This is a genomic window from Longispora albida DSM 44784, assembly GCF_000379825.1.
GTDB lineage: Bacteria > Actinomycetota > Actinomycetes > Mycobacteriales > Micromonosporaceae > Longispora > Longispora albida.
Map to the genome: position 1 here is coordinate 55,768 of NZ_KB903817.1, position 17,627 is coordinate 73,394.

Annotated in this window: 13 protein-coding genes; 5 read left to right on the forward strand and 8 right to left on the reverse strand. The window is 71.9% G+C overall.

The annotated features are described in order from the left end of the window. Window positions 1-98: 98 nt before the first annotated feature. Window positions 99-413: a hypothetical protein gene (locus A3G1_RS0110350; RefSeq protein ID WP_018349403.1), complete on the forward strand. Its 315-nt coding sequence runs from the start codon at window positions 99-101 to the stop codon at window positions 411-413. A gap of 69 nt (window positions 414-482) precedes the next feature. Here A3G1_RS0110350 and A3G1_RS0110355 read toward each other — a convergent pair whose 3' ends face one another. Then, the gene (locus A3G1_RS0110355) at window positions 483-1,313 is read right to left on the reverse strand and encodes a DUF4097 family beta strand repeat-containing protein (RefSeq protein ID WP_018349404.1); all 831 of its coding nucleotides are present in this window, start codon (window positions 1,311-1,313) and stop codon (window positions 483-485) included. A 169-nt stretch (window positions 1,314-1,482) separates the two neighbouring features. On the opposite strand from A3G1_RS0110355, the gene A3G1_RS0110360 reads away from it, so the two are divergent. After that, entirely contained in the window at window positions 1,483-2,424 is a 942-nt protein-coding gene (locus tag A3G1_RS0110360) for a daunorubicin resistance protein DrrA family ABC transporter ATP-binding protein (RefSeq protein ID WP_026212000.1), read from the forward strand. Further along, complete coding sequence (locus A3G1_RS0110365; protein WP_018349406.1) at window positions 2,421-3,164, forward strand: ABC transporter permease; 744 nt, start codon at window positions 2,421-2,423, stop codon at window positions 3,162-3,164. Before A3G1_RS0110360 ends, A3G1_RS0110365 begins: the two co-directional genes overlap by 4 nt. Here the strand turns inward: A3G1_RS0110365 and A3G1_RS0110370 are convergent. Then, window positions 3,148-6,294, reverse strand: a complete 3,147-nt coding sequence (locus A3G1_RS0110370) for an ATP-binding protein (RefSeq protein WP_018349407.1) — start codon at window positions 6,292-6,294, stop codon at window positions 3,148-3,150. The two genes, A3G1_RS0110365 and A3G1_RS0110370, sit on opposite strands and share 17 nt — an antisense overlap. 131 nt (window positions 6,295-6,425) lie before the next feature. On the opposite strand from A3G1_RS0110370, the gene A3G1_RS34165 reads away from it, so the two are divergent. Further along, window positions 6,426-9,209, forward strand: a complete 2,784-nt coding sequence (locus A3G1_RS34165) for an ATP-binding protein (protein WP_018349408.1) — start codon at window positions 6,426-6,428, stop codon at window positions 9,207-9,209. Here A3G1_RS34165 and A3G1_RS34170 read toward each other — a convergent pair. Genes A3G1_RS34170 through A3G1_RS0110390 form a run of 3 tightly spaced genes read right to left on the reverse strand, consistent with a single transcriptional unit; the run spans window position 9,206 to window position 11,495 of the window. Further along, window positions 9,206-9,784: a LuxR C-terminal-related transcriptional regulator gene (locus A3G1_RS34170; protein WP_018349409.1), complete on the reverse strand. Its 579-nt coding sequence runs from the start codon at window positions 9,782-9,784 to the stop codon at window positions 9,206-9,208. The genes A3G1_RS34165 and A3G1_RS34170 overlap by 4 nt on opposite strands. 13 nt (window positions 9,785-9,797) lie before the next feature. Further along, window positions 9,798-10,787: a GNAT family N-acetyltransferase gene (locus A3G1_RS0110385; RefSeq protein ID WP_018349410.1), complete on the reverse strand. Its 990-nt coding sequence runs from the start codon at window positions 10,785-10,787 to the stop codon at window positions 9,798-9,800. A gap of 60 nt (window positions 10,788-10,847) precedes the next feature. Beyond that, window positions 10,848-11,495, reverse strand: coding sequence for a nitroreductase family protein (locus tag A3G1_RS0110390; protein ID WP_018349411.1), 648 nt, complete (start codon window positions 11,493-11,495; stop codon window positions 10,848-10,850). Window positions 11,496-11,578: 83 nt separating this feature from the next. Here A3G1_RS0110390 and A3G1_RS0110395 point away from each other — a divergent pair, with 83 nt between their 5' ends. Continuing rightward, window positions 11,579-11,962 carry a winged helix-turn-helix transcriptional regulator gene (locus A3G1_RS0110395; RefSeq protein WP_018349412.1) on the forward strand — a complete coding sequence of 128 codons (384 nt, stop codon included), beginning with the start codon at window positions 11,579-11,581 and terminating at the stop codon, window positions 11,960-11,962. 25 nt (window positions 11,963-11,987) lie between these two features. On the opposite strand, the gene A3G1_RS0110400 is transcribed toward A3G1_RS0110395, so the two are convergent. The 3 genes from A3G1_RS0110400 to A3G1_RS34180 form a co-directional block, all read right to left on the reverse strand. Continuing rightward, on the reverse strand, window positions 11,988-15,221 hold the full coding sequence (locus A3G1_RS0110400; protein WP_157641043.1) for a S8 family serine peptidase: 3,234 nt from the start codon (window positions 15,219-15,221) through the stop codon (window positions 11,988-11,990). An 81-nt stretch (window positions 15,222-15,302) separates the two neighbouring features. Beyond that, entirely contained in the window at window positions 15,303-16,841 is a 1,539-nt protein-coding gene (locus A3G1_RS34175) for a GGDEF domain-containing protein (RefSeq protein ID WP_018349414.1), read from the reverse strand. A 48-nt stretch (window positions 16,842-16,889) separates the two neighbouring features. Continuing rightward, window positions 16,890-17,594 (reverse strand): VOC family protein, encoded by a 705-nt coding sequence (locus A3G1_RS34180; RefSeq protein WP_245563473.1) that lies wholly within the window; start codon window positions 17,592-17,594, stop codon window positions 16,890-16,892. Between the last annotated feature and the right edge of the window lie 33 nt (window positions 17,595-17,627).

Genomic DNA, 17,627 nt, shown 5'->3' on the forward strand with positions numbered 1-17,627 from the left:
CACCTACCCGGCAGCACCCCTGGTCTACCGGCAGCCGCCGGGACGGCCCGGACCACATACAGCTCAACCGCACAAACGGCACAACAGGAGGGCAGCTCATGGCTGCGCGTCACGAGAACTCCGGAACCACAGGCCCGGCCGCCAAGGACCCGGTAAGACGGAACCAGCCCAGAACGACGCCGGGTACCCGCCGGCGCAACCCCAGCAGCAGGGCAGCCGACGGGAAGCTGCTCACGACCCGGGCGGCCACGATCCTCACCGTCGCGGTCACGATCGGCATCCTCACCGGGCACGGCACAGCCATCGCGGCCCTGGGCACGCTCAGCCCGGACCTCGCTCTCTTCACCGGTATCCCGGCCGGCCTCACCGCTGGCCTCACCGCGGCGCTGGGCCTGCACCGGCTCGTGCGGTAAGCCCCCGGAAACCCGAGCGCCACGACCCGCACCCGGCGGGTCGTGGCGCTTCCGCGTGTCCCGGGTACGTCACGCGGGGCGGACCACGATGTCGCCGCCGTGGGTGCGGGCACGGACGCTGACGGTCCGGGTACCGGTGCCGGCTGTCTCCGCGAAGTTGCGTACCCGCCCGGCCGTGGTCCGGGCGTCGAGCGCGAGGGCCGAGCCCCGGGGTACGCCGATCTCCACCTCGCCGGCCGGGGTGTACAGGTCGGCCGGGCCGGCGCCGAGCTGGCCGAGGCGCAGGTCGCCGGTGCCGGTCCTGACCTTGAGCGCTGCGCGGGCCACGTCGACGGTGACCGGGCCGTTGGCCGAGTTCACGCGCAGGTCACCGTACGCCTCGCCGATCCGGGTCTCGCCGCCGATGTTCTTGACGACGGCGTTGCCGCCGAGCCTGCTGACCTGGATGGTGCCGTTCCCGCTGATGTCGGCGCGGCCGGCCACCTCGCCGACGGTCATCGTGCCGCCGGTGGTCCGCAGGTGCACGCTGGCGGCCCGTTCGACCCGGATGTGCCCGGTCGGGGTCTTCAGCTGGCACGAGCCGACCGGCCCCTCGACGGCGTAGTCACCCTTGGCCGTGTCGCCCCGCACGTCCGAGCCGGCCGGCAGCTCCACGAGGACCTCGACCGTGCCGTACCGGCTGGTCCACAGGTTGCGCATCCTCGGGTGCCTGACGGTCAGCTTCCCGTCGGAGAACTCGACCCTGGCCTCCTCCGCGGCCCTGACGTCCAGTTCCCAGGCCGGGTCGACGGGGCTGACCGTGACCACGGCGTTGTCGCGGTCGCTGGCCGCGAACCGGATGTTCCCGAAGATGATGTCGACGGTCGCGGAGATCGGGCCGGTGGTGGTGAACGCTGGCATGGTGCTGCTCCCGTGGGTGGTCCGTGCGTCGTGACGACCTGACACGTTCGACGATCACCGGTCGCCCTGTCACCGGGCAGCCACGGCCCTGACACGGCCGCCACGGTGCCGGGGACCGTGTCAGGGCTGGAACAGGGCCGTGACAGGCCGGGCCGTGACAGTGGTCCCCATGACGAGTTCAGCGATCGCGGTCTCCGGACTGCGCAAGTCCTACAAGGACAAGGTGGTGCTCGACGGCATCGACCTGGATGTCCCGGCCGGCACGATCTTCTCCCTCCTCGGCCCGAACGGCGCGGGCAAGACGACGACAGTGAACGTGCTGACCACCCTGACCAGCGCCGACGCCGGCACGATCCGGATCGCCGGTCACGACATCGCGGCCAGCCCCAGGGAGGTCCGGCGGGCGATCGGGGTGACCGGCCAGTTCGCGGCGGTCGACGAGCTGCTGACCGGCCGGGAGAACCTCCAGCTGATGGTGGACCTCAGCCCGGTGTCCACGAAGGACGGCAAACGGATCGTCGGCGACCTGCTGGAGCGCTTCGAGCTGACGGAGGCGGCAGGCAAGCCGGCCTCGACGTACTCCGGAGGCATGCGCCGCAAGCTCGACCTGGCGATGACGCTGGTCGGCAGCCCGCGCATCATCTTCCTCGACGAGCCGACGACGGGTCTCGACCCGCGCAGCCGCCGCACGATGTGGTCGATCATCCGTGACCTGGTGGCCGGCGGCGTGACCATCTTCCTCACCACGCAGTACCTGGAGGAGGCCGACCAGCTCGCCGACTCCATCGCGGTACTCGACCAGGGCCGCATCGTCGCGCAGGGCACAGCTGCCGAGCTCAAGCGGCAGATCCCAGGTACACACGTCCGGCTCAGGTTCGCCAGCGAGGCGGAGCTGGACACCGCCGCCCGGGCCGTCGCCGGGTCCACGAAGGACACCGAGGCGCTGACGCTGCGCGTACCCGGCGACGGTGGCACCCGGTCGCTGCGCGCCCTGCTCGACCGGCTTGACGAGCACTCGGTCAGTGCCGAGGAGTTCTCCGTCCACACCCCAGACCTTGACGACGTCTTCCTCGCCCTGACCGGGCACGCCACGGAGGTAACCGCGAAATGAAGGCCAGTTCGCTCGTGATGTTGCGCCGCAACTTCAAGCACGTCACCCGGAACCCGACGTCGGTGTTCAACGCGGTCCTGATGCCGATCGTCATCATGTTCATGTTCGTCTACATGCTCGGTGACGCGTTCAGCGTGGGCGTCGACTACATCGACTACGCGACACCAGGGCTGATGCTGCTGGCGGTCTGCTACGGGCTCGGGGGCACCGCGACCTCGGTGAACTCCGACATGACCAAGGGCATCATCAACCGGTTCAAAGTCATGGACGTCTCGCGGGGAGCGGTGCTGACCGGGCACGTCGTCTCCAGCGTCGTGACCAACCTGGTGGCCATCGTCGCCCTGGTCGGAGTGGCTTTCGCGCTCGGATTCAGCCCGAAGGCGGGTTTCCTCGACTGGCTCGGCGTCGCCGGGATGGTCGTGCTGCTGGCGACCGCCGCCGGCTGGTTCACGGTCGCACTGGGCCTGTTCGCGAAGTCGCCGGAAACGGCTGGCATGGCTGCGGTACCGCTGGTCATGCTGCCGTTCTTCAGCAGCGCGATCGTGCCGGCCGAGAAGATGGGCCCTGGCGTCCGGCAGTTCGCGGAGTACCAGCCCTTCACGCCGATCATCGAGACCATGCGCGGCCTGCTCAACGGCACTCCGTCCAGCAGCGACACGATCACGGCTGTCGCCTGGTGTGCCGTGATCGCCATCGTCGGGTACCTGTGGGCCCGCTCGCTGTTCACGAAGCGAGCGTGACCGCCACCAGCTCGCCCCAGCTCGTCTCCGCACCCGCCCGCGCCGCCTCAGCGAACTCGGTCTCGCTGAGGCGGCGCCGCGTTTCCTCCTCGATCCGGGCCAGGTCCGGCAGGGAACGATCGGCGAGCCCGCGCGCGGCCGTGCTCGCCGCGATCAGCTGGGCGGCCTGCCCGGGCTGGTCACGGCGCAGCGCGAGGTCGGCGACGCCGACGAGTACGAGCGAGAGGAGCGGCGCGTGGCCAGCCTCGGCAGCGGCCTCACAGGCGGCGGCCCGGTGACTGCGGGCCTCGGCGAGATCGTCAGTCAGGTACCCGAGCGTGTCGTGCACGACCCCCCGGATGCTCGGCTGTTCGGCCTTGTCGCCGAGGATCGACAGGGCGGCGTCGAGCTGCCGGCGGGCCTCGGGGGCGTCGCCCCGCCAGCGGGCGAGGTCCACTCTGGACAGCGCGAGTTCGGCCAGCGACTCCTGCCAGGTGACCTGGCCGGCCAGCCGGACGGCCTCGGCGATCGTCGACTCGCTGGCCTCGGCGTCGCCCAGCAGCCAGTACAGCTGGGCCTGCCGGGACTGGATCCGGATGACGTCCTCGATCGCTCCGGCCTCGGTGACGACCTCGATCGCCTGCTCGTAGTACGCGCACGCCGCCGCGAAGTCACCCCGGGTCGCGATCCGGTCGGCCAGCTCGGTCAGCGCGAAGGAGATCCCGAACCGTTCCCCGATCACGCGGAACTCGGCGAGCGCCGTCTCCAGGCACTCGTCGGCCTCCAGCCCGCCCTCGCCGAACATGATCCGCATCTTGCCGAGCTGCAGCCGGGCGAGCGCGCGCACCCACGGATCCTCGTTGCCCAGCACCGACTCCCAGGCCGGCAGGAAGTCCGTCGGGTCGTGCAGCATGCGTTCCAGCGGGACGATCAGGCCGAGCAGCGGGTTGCGTGACCCGCTGCGCCGCGCGTACAGGAGCGTCTTGTGGATCCACTCCTCGGCCTGGTTCTCGTCGCTGCCCCGCCCGGAACTGGCGAACATCACGACGAGCGCGTACACCGAGGCCCGCACGTCGTCGTCGACCTCGCCGGGGAGCCCGGTGGCCGCGAGGATCAGCTCGATGCCCTCCGCCTTGTGCCCGCTGAGCCACCAGTACCAGCCGCTGGCCGCCGCGAGCCGCATCGCCGCCTGGGCGTCGCCGGCCGCGAGCGCGCCCCGCATGGCCGCGCCCAGGTTGTCGTGCTCGGCTTCGAGCGTGACCAGCCACTCCAGCTGCTCGGCGCGGCGGAGGTGCGGGTCGGCGGTCTCGGCGAGTTCGGTGAAGTACGCGAGGTACGCGGCGCGGGCCAGCTCGGCCTCCTCCGCCTCGGCGAGCCGGTGCCCGGCGTACTCCCTGATCGTGCCGAGCATCCGGTACCTGGGCGCTCCCCGGTCGTCCTCGGCTGCCACCAGCAGCGACTTCTCGGCGAGCGCGGTGAGAAGTTCGAGCACGTCCTCTGCTTCGGTGGTCTCGCCGGAGCACACCCGCTCGGCGGCCTCCAGGCTCGCCCCGCCGGCGAACACCGCCAGCCTGCGCAGGACGGCCTGCTCGGGGCCGGTCAGCAGTTCCCAGCTCCAGTCGACCATCGCGCGGAGCGTCCGGTGGTGGGGGAGCGCGGTCCGGCTGCCCCCGGTCAGCAGGCGGAACCGGTCGTCGATCCGGTTGGCGAGCTGCTCGATGGACATGGTGCGCAGCCGGGCGGCTGCCAGCTCGATCGCCAGCGGCATTCCGTCCAGCGCCCGGCAGACGCGGGCCATCGCCGGCAGCGCGCTGGGGCCGGCTTCCAGGTCCTTGCGTACCGCGCCCGCCCGGTCCCGCAGCAGCCGGACGGCAGGTGAGGCCTCGATCGCGGCGGGGCTGGCGTCGCCACCGGGCAGGGCCAGCGGCTCGACCGGCCACAGTGCCTCGCCGGTGATCCCGAGCGGTTCGCGGCTGGTCGCCAGGATGCGCAGCCGCCGGCACTCGCCGAGCACGCGGTGGGCGAACGCCGCCGCCTCTTCGATCAGGTGCTCGCAGTTGTCCAGCACGAGCAGGGTCTCCCGCTCGCGGACCGCCGCGATGAACCGGTCGATCGGCTGGGCGTCCGAGGCGTCGCCGAGCAGGGTGTCGCGCAGGCCGAGGCCGGCGAGGGAGGCCTGGGCCACGTCGCCGCCGAGGCCGATGGCCGCGAGTTCGACCAGCCAGGTGCCGTCGGGCAGCTCGCCGGCCAGCGTGCGCGCGGTCTCGGTGGCCAGCCGGGTCTTCCCCGAGCCACCCGGCCCGGTCAGGGTGGTCAGCCGGTGCCCGCCGACCAGCTCGCGGACGGCCGCGACGTCGGCTTCCTTGCCGACATAGCTGGTCAGCTCGGCGCGCAGGTTGGTCTTGCGGGTCTCCTCCCGCCGCCCCAGTTCGCCGCGCAGCAGCGCGACATGCAGCTCCGACAGCTCGGGAGACGGGTCGACGCCAAGCGTGTCCGCGAGAACTTCGCTGGCCCGCTGATAGACCAGCAAGGCCTCCGAGTCGCGTCCAGACGCCACGAGGGCACGCATCAGAGCAGAAACAAGCTTTTCGCGTACCGGATGCGCCGCCACCAGATCAGTGAGCTCGCCGACCAGGTCAGCCCCGTGCCCGAGGCCGACCTCCGCGTCGAACCTGTCCTCGGTCGCGGTCAGCCGCAGCCCGTCGAGCCGGGTGACCGCCGCGTCGAAGGCCCCGCTGTCCGGCAGGCCGACGTCCTGCATCGCCGCGCCGCGCCACAGCCCGAGGGCCTCGCGGAGCAGGCTGACCCGCCGGGGCCCCTCGCTGGTACGGGCCTGGCCGATCAGGCGCTCGAAGCGGACGGCGTCGACGGCGTCCGGCTCGACGCGCAGCCGGTACCCGTCGGTCTGGCCCTCGACCGAGCCGGCCGGCAGCACCTTGCGCAGCCGGGAAGCCAGGCGCTGGAGAGCGTTCGCGGCGTCGGCGGGCGGGTACTCGCCCCAGATCCAGTCGATCAGCGTGGCCTTCGGGACGGCCCGGCCGGCCTCCAGCGCGAGGGCGATCAACAGGCCGCGCAGCCGGGCTCCCGGTACGTCGGCCGTGGCGCCGTCGTCCGTCCTGACCTCGAACGGGCCGAGCATGTTGATCTGCATCCGCCCGATTCTGCCACGGCGATCCGGCCCCTCCGGCTGCCGAGAGCCGCCCCGGTAACCGGGTCCATAGAGGACGGTGATGTAGAACACTGGCGAGTAACATTGAACAACCTGAAAAGTAAGGTGTTGCGGTGATCACGGCGCGGACCAGACAGGAACTGCTCGCTGAGCTTGGCCGGCTGCGGGTACGCGCGGCCCGGGGCACAGGCAGGGCGCAGGTGTCCCTCAGGGACCTGGCCCGCGCCACCGGTGTACCGCGCAGCAGCCTGAGCCAGTACCTCAACGGCCAGGCGCTCATGCCGGGCGACGTGCTGGACGCCGTGGTGCTGGCCCTCGGCGCGACACCCGCCGAGGCGCGCGAGTGGGCCGAAGCCTGGGAACACGTCACGGCGGAAACCCTGCGCCCAGCCGTACCGGCCGCGCAGCCCGCGCCCGCCACGCCCTCCCGCCCGCCGGTACGCCTGCTGCCCGCCGACGTGGCGGCGTTCACCGGCCGGGCCGGGACTCTGTCCGAACTGGATGGGGTGCTCGCCGCCGGTACCGGCTCAGCTGTGGTGATCACGGCCATCGCCGGCACGGCTGGCGTCGGCAAGACCGCGCTGGCCGTGCACTGGGCGCACCGGGTGGCCGGGCAGTTCGAGGACGGCCAGCTCTACCTGAACCTGCGCGGCTACGACCCCGGCCAGCTCGTCACAGCCACGGCAGCCCTGGAACGGCTCCTGCGGACGCTCGGCATCGAGGCGATCCCGCCGGACCTGGACGGGCGCAGCGACCTGTTCCGCAGTACCCTCGCTGGCCGGCGCATGCTCCTGGTACTGGACAACGCGCGCTCTGCTGACCAGATCCGGCCGCTGCTGCCCGGTACACCGGAAGTCCTGGTCCTGGTCACGAGCCGCGACGACATGGCGGGCCTGGTCGCGAGGGACGGCGCGCGCCGGATCGCCCTGGACCGGCTCAGCGAGGCCGAGGCGGTCAGCCTGCTCCGCCAGCTGCTGGGCGCCGACCGGGTGCTCGGCGAGCCGGAGGCCATCGCCAGCCTGGTCCGGCTGTGCTCAGGCCTCCCGCTGGCGCTGCGGATCGCCGCCGAGCGCGTGGCCAGGCTGGGTGACCTGCCGGTGGCGGAGCTGGTCGCCGAGCTGCGCGGCGAGGGGCTGGACGGGCTCGACGCCGGCGGTGGGCCGCTCACCGATCTGCGCGCGGTGTTCTCCTGGTCCCACCGGGCACTGCCCGCTCCGGCCGCCCGGCTGTTCGTCCTGCTGGGTGTGGTTCCCGGCCAGGACTTCGATGTGGAGGCGGCGTCGCGGGCCGCCGGCGTCACGTTCGCGGAGGCCCGTTCCCTGCTCAGTACCCTGGCTCGCGCGCATCTGGTCGAGGGCACCGTCCCCGGTCGCTACGCGATGCACGACCTGCTGGCCGAGTACGCCGCCGAGCTGGTGGCGGGCCAGCCGCACGAGGCCGAGGAGGCGACGACCCGGCTGTTCGGCTGGTACCTGGCACAGGCCAGGGCAGCTGTCAGCCTCGTACGCCCCGATGGCCTGTGCCTCGACGACGGCCGGGCGGACAGCGAGCCGGTGTCGCCCATGGACACCGCCTCCGCGCTCGCCTGGCTGCGCACCGAGGAGGACAACCTCGTCGCCGTCGCCCGCCGGGCGATCGAGCGAGGCCGGCCGGAGATCGCCTGGCTGCTGCTCGACGCGATGCGCAACTGCATGGCCGTCAGCGGCCGGCACGACGAGTGGCTGGCCGTGGCGGAGACGAGCCTGACGGCGGCCGCTGCCGCTGACGAGGCGCCGGCCCAGGTCGCGATCCTGCTGGCCATGACGCATCTCCGGTTGATGCGCGGCGAGTTCCCGGCTGCGCTGCGGCACTGCGAGGTGGCGCTGCCACTGGCCGAGTCCTCCGCGATGCCGGCCTACGAGGCCGTGATCCACAGCGCGATGGGCGGCGCGTACATCACGATGGGCGAGCTGGGGGTCGCGACCGAGCACTATGTCGCCGCGCTGGCGATCAACCGCCGCTCGGGTCCCCGGGAGATGCTGCCGCTTCACCTGGCCAACCTGGGCCGGGCGCGCGGCCAGGCAGGGGACCTGGCCGGCGCCGCCGGATACCTGACGGAGGCCGCCGCACTGTTCACGGAGCTGGGCTCGGACATCGGCCTGGCCGTCACCGTGCACAACCTCTGCAACGTGCACCTGATGCTCGGCCAGCTGGACCAGGCCAGGGAGCACGCGGTGCGCGGCGTGGCCATCCAGCGCAGGCTGGGCGACCCGGCCAACCTGGCCGACAGCCTCCACCTGCTGGCGCTGGTCGACACGAGGCGCGGCGACACCGGGCAGGCCTGGCTGGCGGCACACGAGGCCGTCACGCTCGTCCAGGGCGACGTCGACCCGCTCGCCGAGGCCATGTGCCGGAGCATCATCGGCGGGGTGCACCTGGGCCGCGGCGAACTGGGCGACGCTCTCCGCGAGTACCAGCTGGCACTGGATCTGGCCCGGCAGATCCAGGCACACCTGGCCGAGGCGAACGCGCTGAGCGGCCTGGCCAAAGTCCACCGTGACCTGGGGCAGCACGACGCGGCACTCGGCTGGGTCACGCAGGCGATCGCGTGCGCGCGTGCTGCCGGTGAGCCGGTGGACGGGGACTTCGCGATCCTCGCGTCCATCCACAACGCCCGTGGCGAGCACGACGAGGCCACCGGCTACGCGGAGCAGGCCGTGGCCGCCGGGCGGAGCCAGAACAAGCCGCTGACCATCGCGGATGGGCTCATCGAGCTGGGTGTGGCGATCGTGGCGAAGGACGTGGGCGCGGCCGGGGCACACTGGCGGGAGGCGCACGCGATCCTCACCGAGGCCGGCTCACCAGAGGCCAGCCGGGTCCTCGCCCTGCTGACCGCGCACAACCCGGGGCTCGCCTAGAGCCAGCCGCGTTCCTTGGCCAGGGCGGCGAGCTGGAAACGGTTCTCCGCGCCGAGGCGCTGCATGAGTTCTGCCACGTGCCGGCGGAAGGTCCGGACGGACACCCCGAGCTGGCGGGCGGCGACCTCGTCCTTCGGCGCGCCCTGGAGCACGGTGAGCAGGTGCAGGTCGGCAGGCTGGGGCGGGGCGGCCAGCGCGGTCTCCAGGTCCGCGGAGTGCAGCCAGGCCTGGTCGAATAGGTCGGCCAGTGTGGACACGATGCCCGGGTTGCGGATCAGCAGCGCGCCAGCCCGGCCGTCGGACGGGTCGAGCTGCACGAAGGCCCTGGTGCGGTCGTGCAGGACGACGGTGCGGTTGTAGTCGCTGCTCACCCTGACCTGGTACCCGCTGCGCTGGAGATCCCGGTAGTAGTCGAGCAGCGTTGGCACGCTGAGCCGGGAGGTGTGGAGGATAGTCCGGTAGATCACGCCCCGCCGGAGGTTGTACTTGGTGCTCGCGTAGGAAGCGCCCCGCTGGAAGGCCAGCGGCGTCTCCGCCTTCGATGACCGGACCTCCCTGGCCGGGGCGTCGCGCATCTCGGGCCCGCCGCTAGCCCGTGACGAGCTTCATCGCGTGCATCGTCTCCACGGCGCGGAAGCCGAACCGTTCGTTGATCGTCCGCATCGCGTCGTTGACCTCCGCCGTCCACGTGTGCACGTACCTGGTCTGCGGGAAGTGCTCGGTGAGCTGCCCCAGGTTCGCGGCCTTCGCGACCGTGCCGAGCCCGTGCCCGCGGTGTGCGCGCAGCACGAACGTGTCGTCCTGGATGACGTGCGCCGGGTCGTCGCCGGGCACGAACATCATCGAGTACGCGACCGGGCTGCCAGCTGGCCCCAGGACGAGCGCCGTCACCAGCCCGTAGCCCTGGTCGGCGAGCCGCTGCTGCCCGGCGGCGACTTCGGGTCCGGTACGGACGGGCGGCTCCAGGCCCAGGTCGCCGGTCGGCACGTCCCGGCCCATGAGCGTCTGCATCTCGGCGAACGAGTCCAGCCACCGGGCTGGTGGCACGCCGACCCACGCCACGGTCGAGTAGCCGTCCGGCACGTCGTGCGCGGGGACCGTGGCCGGCAGTTCGAGCATCAGCCGTTCTTCGGTGTGGGCGCTCACGAATCCGTGCCGGAGCAGGAACCGGCCGCCGTCGGAGTCCTCGATGGCCTGCTTGCCCGGGATGTTCAGCTCGCCGGTGATCAGCGTCCGGCCCTGTGACCCGGCCACGTCGAGGCTGTGGCGGAGCAGCGCGCCGCCGACGCCACGGCCCCGGTACTGCGGTGGGACGTTGACGTCGAGTTCTGCGGCGGTCGGGTTGCTCCGCTGGGGGAGGTCGAGCAGCGCGGTACCGAGGCACACGTCCCTGTCCCACACCCCGAACCCGCGCCGGTCCATGTTCGGGTTGCTGTCGTTGAACCGCAGCGAGGACAGCAGCGCCGTCTCACCCGTCACGAGCGGGCTGACCCGGCCGGCCGCCGCTCCCGCGCGCATCGCCGCGTACCAGGGCCCGGCCTGGGCGGAATCATGTGGATCGAGTTCGATGATCTTCACAGCCGGATGATTCCGCCCGCGTCCCGGCGCCCGCAACCCCAATTCACCGGATCCCGGGACTCAGCCCCGGTACCGCTCCAGATGGACGACGCGCGACCGGTCCCGCCGGCCGGGGTGCCGGGGCTCCGCCGCCGCGTACCCGACCGACACCAGCAGCGCGATGGCCAGGTCTTCGCGGCCGTCGACGCCGATCGCCTTCTTCACCGCGTCCTCGTCCCAGCCGTTCATCGGCGAGGTGGCCAGGCCGAGCTCCGTGGCGGCGAGCATGACGAAACTGGCCGCGATCATGGCGTCCTTGACCGCGTACTCGCGCAGCAGGCCCCGCTGCTCCAGCCCCAGCTGGAACGCCTCGGACGCCGCGCCGAAGCCCGTGCTGAACTCGGCGTTCCACGCTCCGAGCCGCATCGCCTGTTCGTGGACATCGCTGTGGTCCTGCCGCCACGACCCGGGCTCCGCGACGAAGACCAGCATCACCGGGGCCTCCTGGGGCTGGGGCTGGCCGCCGGTCGCGAGGGTCAGCGCTGCCCGTCCCTCCGCCGAGGACACCACGACGATCGCGCGGTCCTGGAGGTTCCAGCTGGTCGGGGCCTCGTTGGCCAGGTCGAGCAGCGCGTCGAGGTGCGCGGCCGGTACGGGGTCCTGCCGGTAGTGCCGGACTGTCCGGCGGGTACGGATGGATTCTGCGACCGAGAGAATGTGCTGCGTCATGCCTCTAACTATTGGGGAGTCGCTCTCTATCGGGAAGTAGGCACTTAATAGTGCGCTACTCTCCTCCGGGTACGCTCGGTCCCATGCAGACGATCGTCGCGTCCTCCGGCCTCCCCGCCGACGTGTACTCCGCCAAGTGCCCCACCCGGCAGGTCCTCGACCACATCGCCGGCAAGTGGACGATCCTGATCGTCGACGCCCTGCTGGCCACCGGCACGATGCGGTACTCGGACCTGAGCCGGCGGATCGGCGGCGTCTCGCAGAAGATGCTCACCCAGACGCTCCGTCAGCTCGAAGCGGACGGCTTCCTGACCAGGACCATCCACCCGACGATCCCGCCGCGCGTCGAGTACGAGCTGACGCCGCTCGGCCGCAGCCTCGCCGTCCCGATCGCCGCGCTCCGCCGGTGGACGGAGGAGCACATCAACGAGATCGAGGAAGCCCGGTCGGCCGGCACCGCCAGCTGACCGGGCTTCCCGGTACACAGTGGATCTACCTGGTCCGGTAGGCCTTGTGGATCGTGCTCTTCACCGAGGACCCGTCGGTGCCCTGCGCGCTGAGCCGCAGGGCCACGTCGCCGGCCGTGGCCGGGTGCTGGATCTGGGCGTGCCAGCCGGAGGCGTCGCAGATCATGCGCGGTGCCTGCCAGGTGGTGCCGCCGTCGAAGGAGACCTCGACGACCGGCTTGCCGGCCACCGAGCCGTCGGCGGTCACCGTCCGGACCGGAAGCCGGAGCATCTTCCCGGCCGGGGCGTAGCCCTCCTCGTCGAGACGCGGCGAGGCTTCCACGGCGATGGCCCGGACCGGGGCCACTGTCTGCGTCGTGCCCGAGCGGAAGGTCCACTCGGACGTGATCCGGTCGCTGACGGGTGCTGTCGGGTCGGCGAACTCCATCACGAGCCGGTAGCCGGACGAGGTCTCCTCGGGGAGGTACAGGCCGATGCCGTTCGGGTTGGTGTCCTCGACGAGCTTGACGCCGTTGCGGTACAGCGTGTTCTTCGCGGTGACGTCCGCGCCGATCCGGCGGGCGACCCAGCCATCACCCGCGCTGTACAGGTTGTTGTAGGCCACGAACGCGTCACCCTGCCGCCACATCGTGCTGCGGACGACACCCGGCCCGAACACCGGCTCCACGGGGACCCGGTACTGGTACCTGCGCCCGGGCAGATAGGTCAGCGCCGTGTCCGTGTTGAAGTGGACCTCGCCGGACCGCTCGCCGAACCGCAGGACGCTCTGGGACCACGTCATGCCCTGGCCCAGGTAGTACTCGGTGCGCGTGGTCCGGGGCCTGGCCGGCGCCAGGAACCCGGACTCGCCGATGAAGAAGGGCTTCGGCAGGCCGGGTACGTTCGGGAACGCCTCGTACTCGATGACCGGGTACCCCGGATCGAAGCCGGGGGTCGTGACCCGCACGGTCGCCAGGTCGGCGCGCTGCACCGCCGTCGACAGGCCGGTGGGCAGCTGATCGGCGGCCCAGGCCAGCCGGTAGAAGTACGGGCTGTCCGCCGGCTCCACTCCGCCCTGGACGAAGGCGGTGCTGACCAGGCTCTTGATCCGGCCAGGCGGCGGCGGTGGCCCGATGTGGAGGGAGTAGAGGTCTGTCGTGCCGCCGATCGTGAGCGTGCTCGGGCCGTACGACCCGCCGAAGATGGCGTACTGGAGTGTCACGCCGAACAGCTTCGCGCCGGAGTCCGGGACGCTCGGCTGGAGTCTCTTCGCCTGCCCGCCCTGCATCTCGATGGTCGTCGAGCCGGTCACGTCGAACACCGGCTGCGACAGGAAGCCGTACCGGCCGTCGTTGCCGATGATGGTGCTCCACAGGTCGTAGCGGCCCGGCGGCACGCGGAACTCGAGCGCGCCGTCCGGCAGCACGGTGTACGTGAAACGCGCCGTCTCGTCGTAGGGCGTCAGCCACGGGGAGGCGAACCGCACGTCCCAGCCTTCCGGCACGATCGTGCGCACCGTGACCAGGACCATGCGCCGCTCGCGGTGCACGGTCAGCGGGTTGGTCAGCACGAGGTCACCGGCCGTCGCGACGACCCGGCCCGCGTACCAGCCGTCCGGCCCCTCGGCGCGCGTGTCGGCCGTGACGGTCACCTCGGCCGTGCCGCCGGCCGGTACGACGACCTGCGCCTTGTCCACTGTGAACATTCCGGCCGGCGCGGGCTTGCCGTCCGGCCCGGTGCCCTCGGTGCGCACGGTCAGCGTGACGGGAGCGGTCCCGTCGTTGCGGTACGAGGCCGTGCGCTTGAGCAGCTCGTCATCGGCGTGCGGGAACTCCTGCACGCCGAACGACAACGCCCCAGCCGTGGCTAGGACGGTCTGACTGTGCGCCCGGGCCACGTCGAGGCGGCCAGCCCCGACGCCATGCACGGGCTGGTCGAGGGGCTTCGCGGTACCGATCAGCACGTTCTTGATCTGCTGTCCGGTCCACTGTGGATGCTGGGCGGCGAGGATGGCCGCCGCGCCCGCGACGTGCGGTGTGGCCATGGATGTGCCGCTCATCTTCGTGTACCGCTCGTCGATCGGCGGCCCGAGTTCTGCCCGCGCGGCCCGGGCCGCGACGATCCCGACGCCCGGCGCGGAGATCTCGGGCTTGATGGCCCCGTCGTCGGAGCGCGGCCCGCCGCTGCTGAAGGGCGCGACCTTGTCCGCGCTGTCCACCGCACCGACAGCGAGCGCGGCGTCGGCGGTGGCCGGTGACGACACGCTGTCCGGGCCGCTGTTGCCCGACGCGACGACGAACAGCGCGCCGGTCTCGGCCGACAGCGTGTTCACCGCCTCCTCGACGGGGTCGACGCCCGGCGAGTCCATCAGCCCGAGGCTGATGTTGACCACCTTGGCCCGCTGCTCGACCGCCGCCCAGCGCATCCCGGCGAGGATCGCCGACTCTGGGCAGCCGAAACGGAAGCAGACCTTGCCGATCGCGAGCTTCGCCCCGGGCGCCACACCCTTGTACTTCGCCCCAGCCCCCGCGATGGTCGACGCGACGTGCGTGCCGTGCCCGATCGTGTCGTCCGCGTCGGGGTCCGGCGAGAAGTTCTGCACGGCGGCGAGCCGCCCGGCGAGGTCGGGGTGCCCGGCGTCGACGCCCGTGTCGAGCACCGCCACCGTCACGCCGGTGCCGTCATGCCCGGCAGCCCACGCCTGCGGCGCGCCGACCTGCGCGACACTGCGGTCCAGCAGCGGCTTGCGCATGCCGTCCAGCCACAGCTTCTGGGGCGCTGCCAGCCTGGCCTTGCTGCGACCGGCCCAGAAGCCTGCCGCGTCCTTCTTCAGAACCTTCTGGCTCGTGTACCCGCCAGAGGCCCGCAACCCGGCACCCGCCGGCACCAGCAGCGGCACGTCGGCCCGCCGGTCGTCCGTGTAGCCGGACTCGATCAGGGTGGTGACGTCGAACAGCCGGGGATCGAGCCGCTCGGCCCGCACCTCGGCCAGGGCGTCGCCGGGCACGACCCGCACGCGGCCCTTCTCGCGCGTGAGGACGTACCCGACCCGTTCGCGGCCGGGTGCCATCCGCACGGTGACGTGCTCGCCGGCGACGATGACCCGGTCGCCAGTGATCAGGGTGACCGCCTCGATCCGGCTGGCATCCTTGCCGCTGCCGAGGTTGCCGTTACTGGTGGTGCCGGGCGCGGCGCTGGCCACGCCGCCAGGTAACGCTGAGGCGGCCAGTGCGGTCGCGACCAGCGCGACTGACCAATGTGGACGTTTCAGTGGACGCAAGAGTGCGCTCCCTCCAACAGTGTTGATCACTGAAGGAACGCGTTGCCCTCGCACAAAGGTTGCCCGTTAACTGCTGCCGGGTCACTCCGTCCCGGACGGCACGTCGAGCACGACCACCCGGGCGGAGTTCTTCCCGGCCTTCTTCGCTTCGTACATCGCGGAGTCCGCGGCGTGCAGCAGTTCCTCGGCGGCATGCCCGCCCGCACGGTCGATGGCGGCGCCGACGCTCGCGCCGATCACCAGGTCGTGCCCCGTGATCCGCACGGGCCGGGCGACGGCCGTCACGATCCGCTCGGCGACCTCCCTGACCACGGCCTGGTCCGGGCTGGTGATCAGCACCCCGAACTCGTCCCCGCCCAGCCGGGCCAGGACATCGGTGTCGCGGACACACGACCGCAGCCGCCCGGCGACCGCGATCAGCAGCTCGTCGCCCGCCCGGTGCCCGAACCGGTCGTTGACCGGCTTGAAGTCGTCCAGGTCGATGATGACGACCGCCGTGTCGCCGGCCGCCTCGTCCAGCCGCTCGGCGAACAGCGCGCGGTTGCCCAGCCCGGTCAGCCGGTCGTGGTACGCCTGATGGTGCAGAGCCGCCGCCAGCCGCTGCCGGTGACCCACCTCCGCGCTCAGCTCCCTGACCAGGCGCTCGTTGTCCAGGAAGGCCAGGACCTGGCGGATGACGACCAGGAGCGTGCAGCAGAACGCGGCGGCCACGGCGACCCAGGCGCGGAGGTCCAGGCCGTGGCCGGCCAGGGTCAGCACCAGCACGACGTACACGCTGGCGATCGCGGCGTATGGCAGCACGCTGAACCGCCGCCGCGACGATCGTGCCCGCAGGCCCGTGCCTGCCGGCATCTGGCTGAGCTGAACCTCGGCACCCGCGGCGGCCAGGGCGCTCGCGACGAGGGTCGCGGCGAGGAGCAGGTGCAGCCGGTCGTTGTCCACCCAGAAGGGGCCGCCTGCCGCCTGGATCGACGTCTCGACGGCTGCCGAGGCCACGAGCAGCGTGCCTGCCGCCCGCGTGAACAGCGGTACCTGGCTGAAGACCAGTTTCGTGACGGCGAACAGCTCGATCAGGAACAGCACGGGCGGTCCGAGCAGCCCGGTCGCCGAGCGCACGTCCGAGGGCGGCTCGGCCAGGAGGTACAGCCCCCAGGCCAGCCCGGCGGCCATCACGGTGCCCACGTCGAACCAGAACCGGAGCCGTTCCCCCTCGGACGTGAGGCCCAGCGGCGTCGCGAGCATCCCGGACACGAGAATGGCGATGCCCGCCACCACCAGCACGGACTGCGCCGGTACACCGGTCACAGTGGACACCGTCAACGGGCGGGTGGCGAGGGAGAGGAGCTGGATCATGTCGCCGAGCAGGAACAGCGCCAGGGTCACCGCGCTGGCCCGCCACAGCCGGCGGTGCCCCGGAACCGCCGTCCGGCGGGTGATCCTGACGACGAGACTCAGCGTCCAGCCGTGCAGGACGGCCAGGGCCAGCCAGCACGACCAGGTCCGGGCCGCCAGCCCGCCACCGGGGATCAGGTACCACGTGGTCAGGGCCAGCACACCGACGGCGAGCAGCCACAGCCGCCAGCTGGCCCGCCGGCCTGCGGGGGACGCCGCCGTCAGCACAGTCGCAGTGTACGCCCGGACTGCCTGGTATTGACGGGTAATGTGCGGTTACGGGGTCCCGGTGATCAGGCAGTACACGCCGCCGGCCGGGTCCCGCATGACCGTCCAGAATGGATGTTCCTCGACGACGGCCGCACCCAGTTCCGCATGCCACGCGGCCGTCGCGGCCACGTCGGCGCAGAACAGGTCGAGGTGTGCCCCTGCGGGCCGGGGCTCGCCGAGCCGCTGGACCAGCAACCGGAACGGCATGCCCTCCGGCGCCCCGATCACATGGAACCCGGGCAGCCGCGCCGCCCGGTCAGCCCACCCCGTCAGCCCGGCCCAGAAGGCGATCTCCGCCTCGTAGTCCTCCGCGGCCACATCGACGCACACCTGGCCCAGCCGCGTACCCCGCACCGGCTCCGGCCGCTTCTGCTCGCCATGCCACGGCACCGAGCAGAACAACTGCCCGGCGGGCGACCGCAGCACAGCCCACGTACCGTGATGCTGGACGACACTCGCGCCCAGCCCGACGGCCTTCTCGACCAGGCCAAGCGTGTCCGCCGTGCACAGGTCGAGGTGCACCCCGCCGGCGTCACCCACGGCCTGCAGCTTCGCGAACGGGTCCCCGTCACCGGGTACGAGCGTCGCGAACTCCTGATTGTCCCCGCGCCGCGCAGACACTTCGCTGCCGGTCACCTGGGTCCAGAACGTGATGCTGTCTTCGATCCGCCCGGCTGGCCGGTCGGCGAACGCGTACATCCACGAGATCATGCCCAGACCCTACGGCGAACGCCGCCGGCTGAA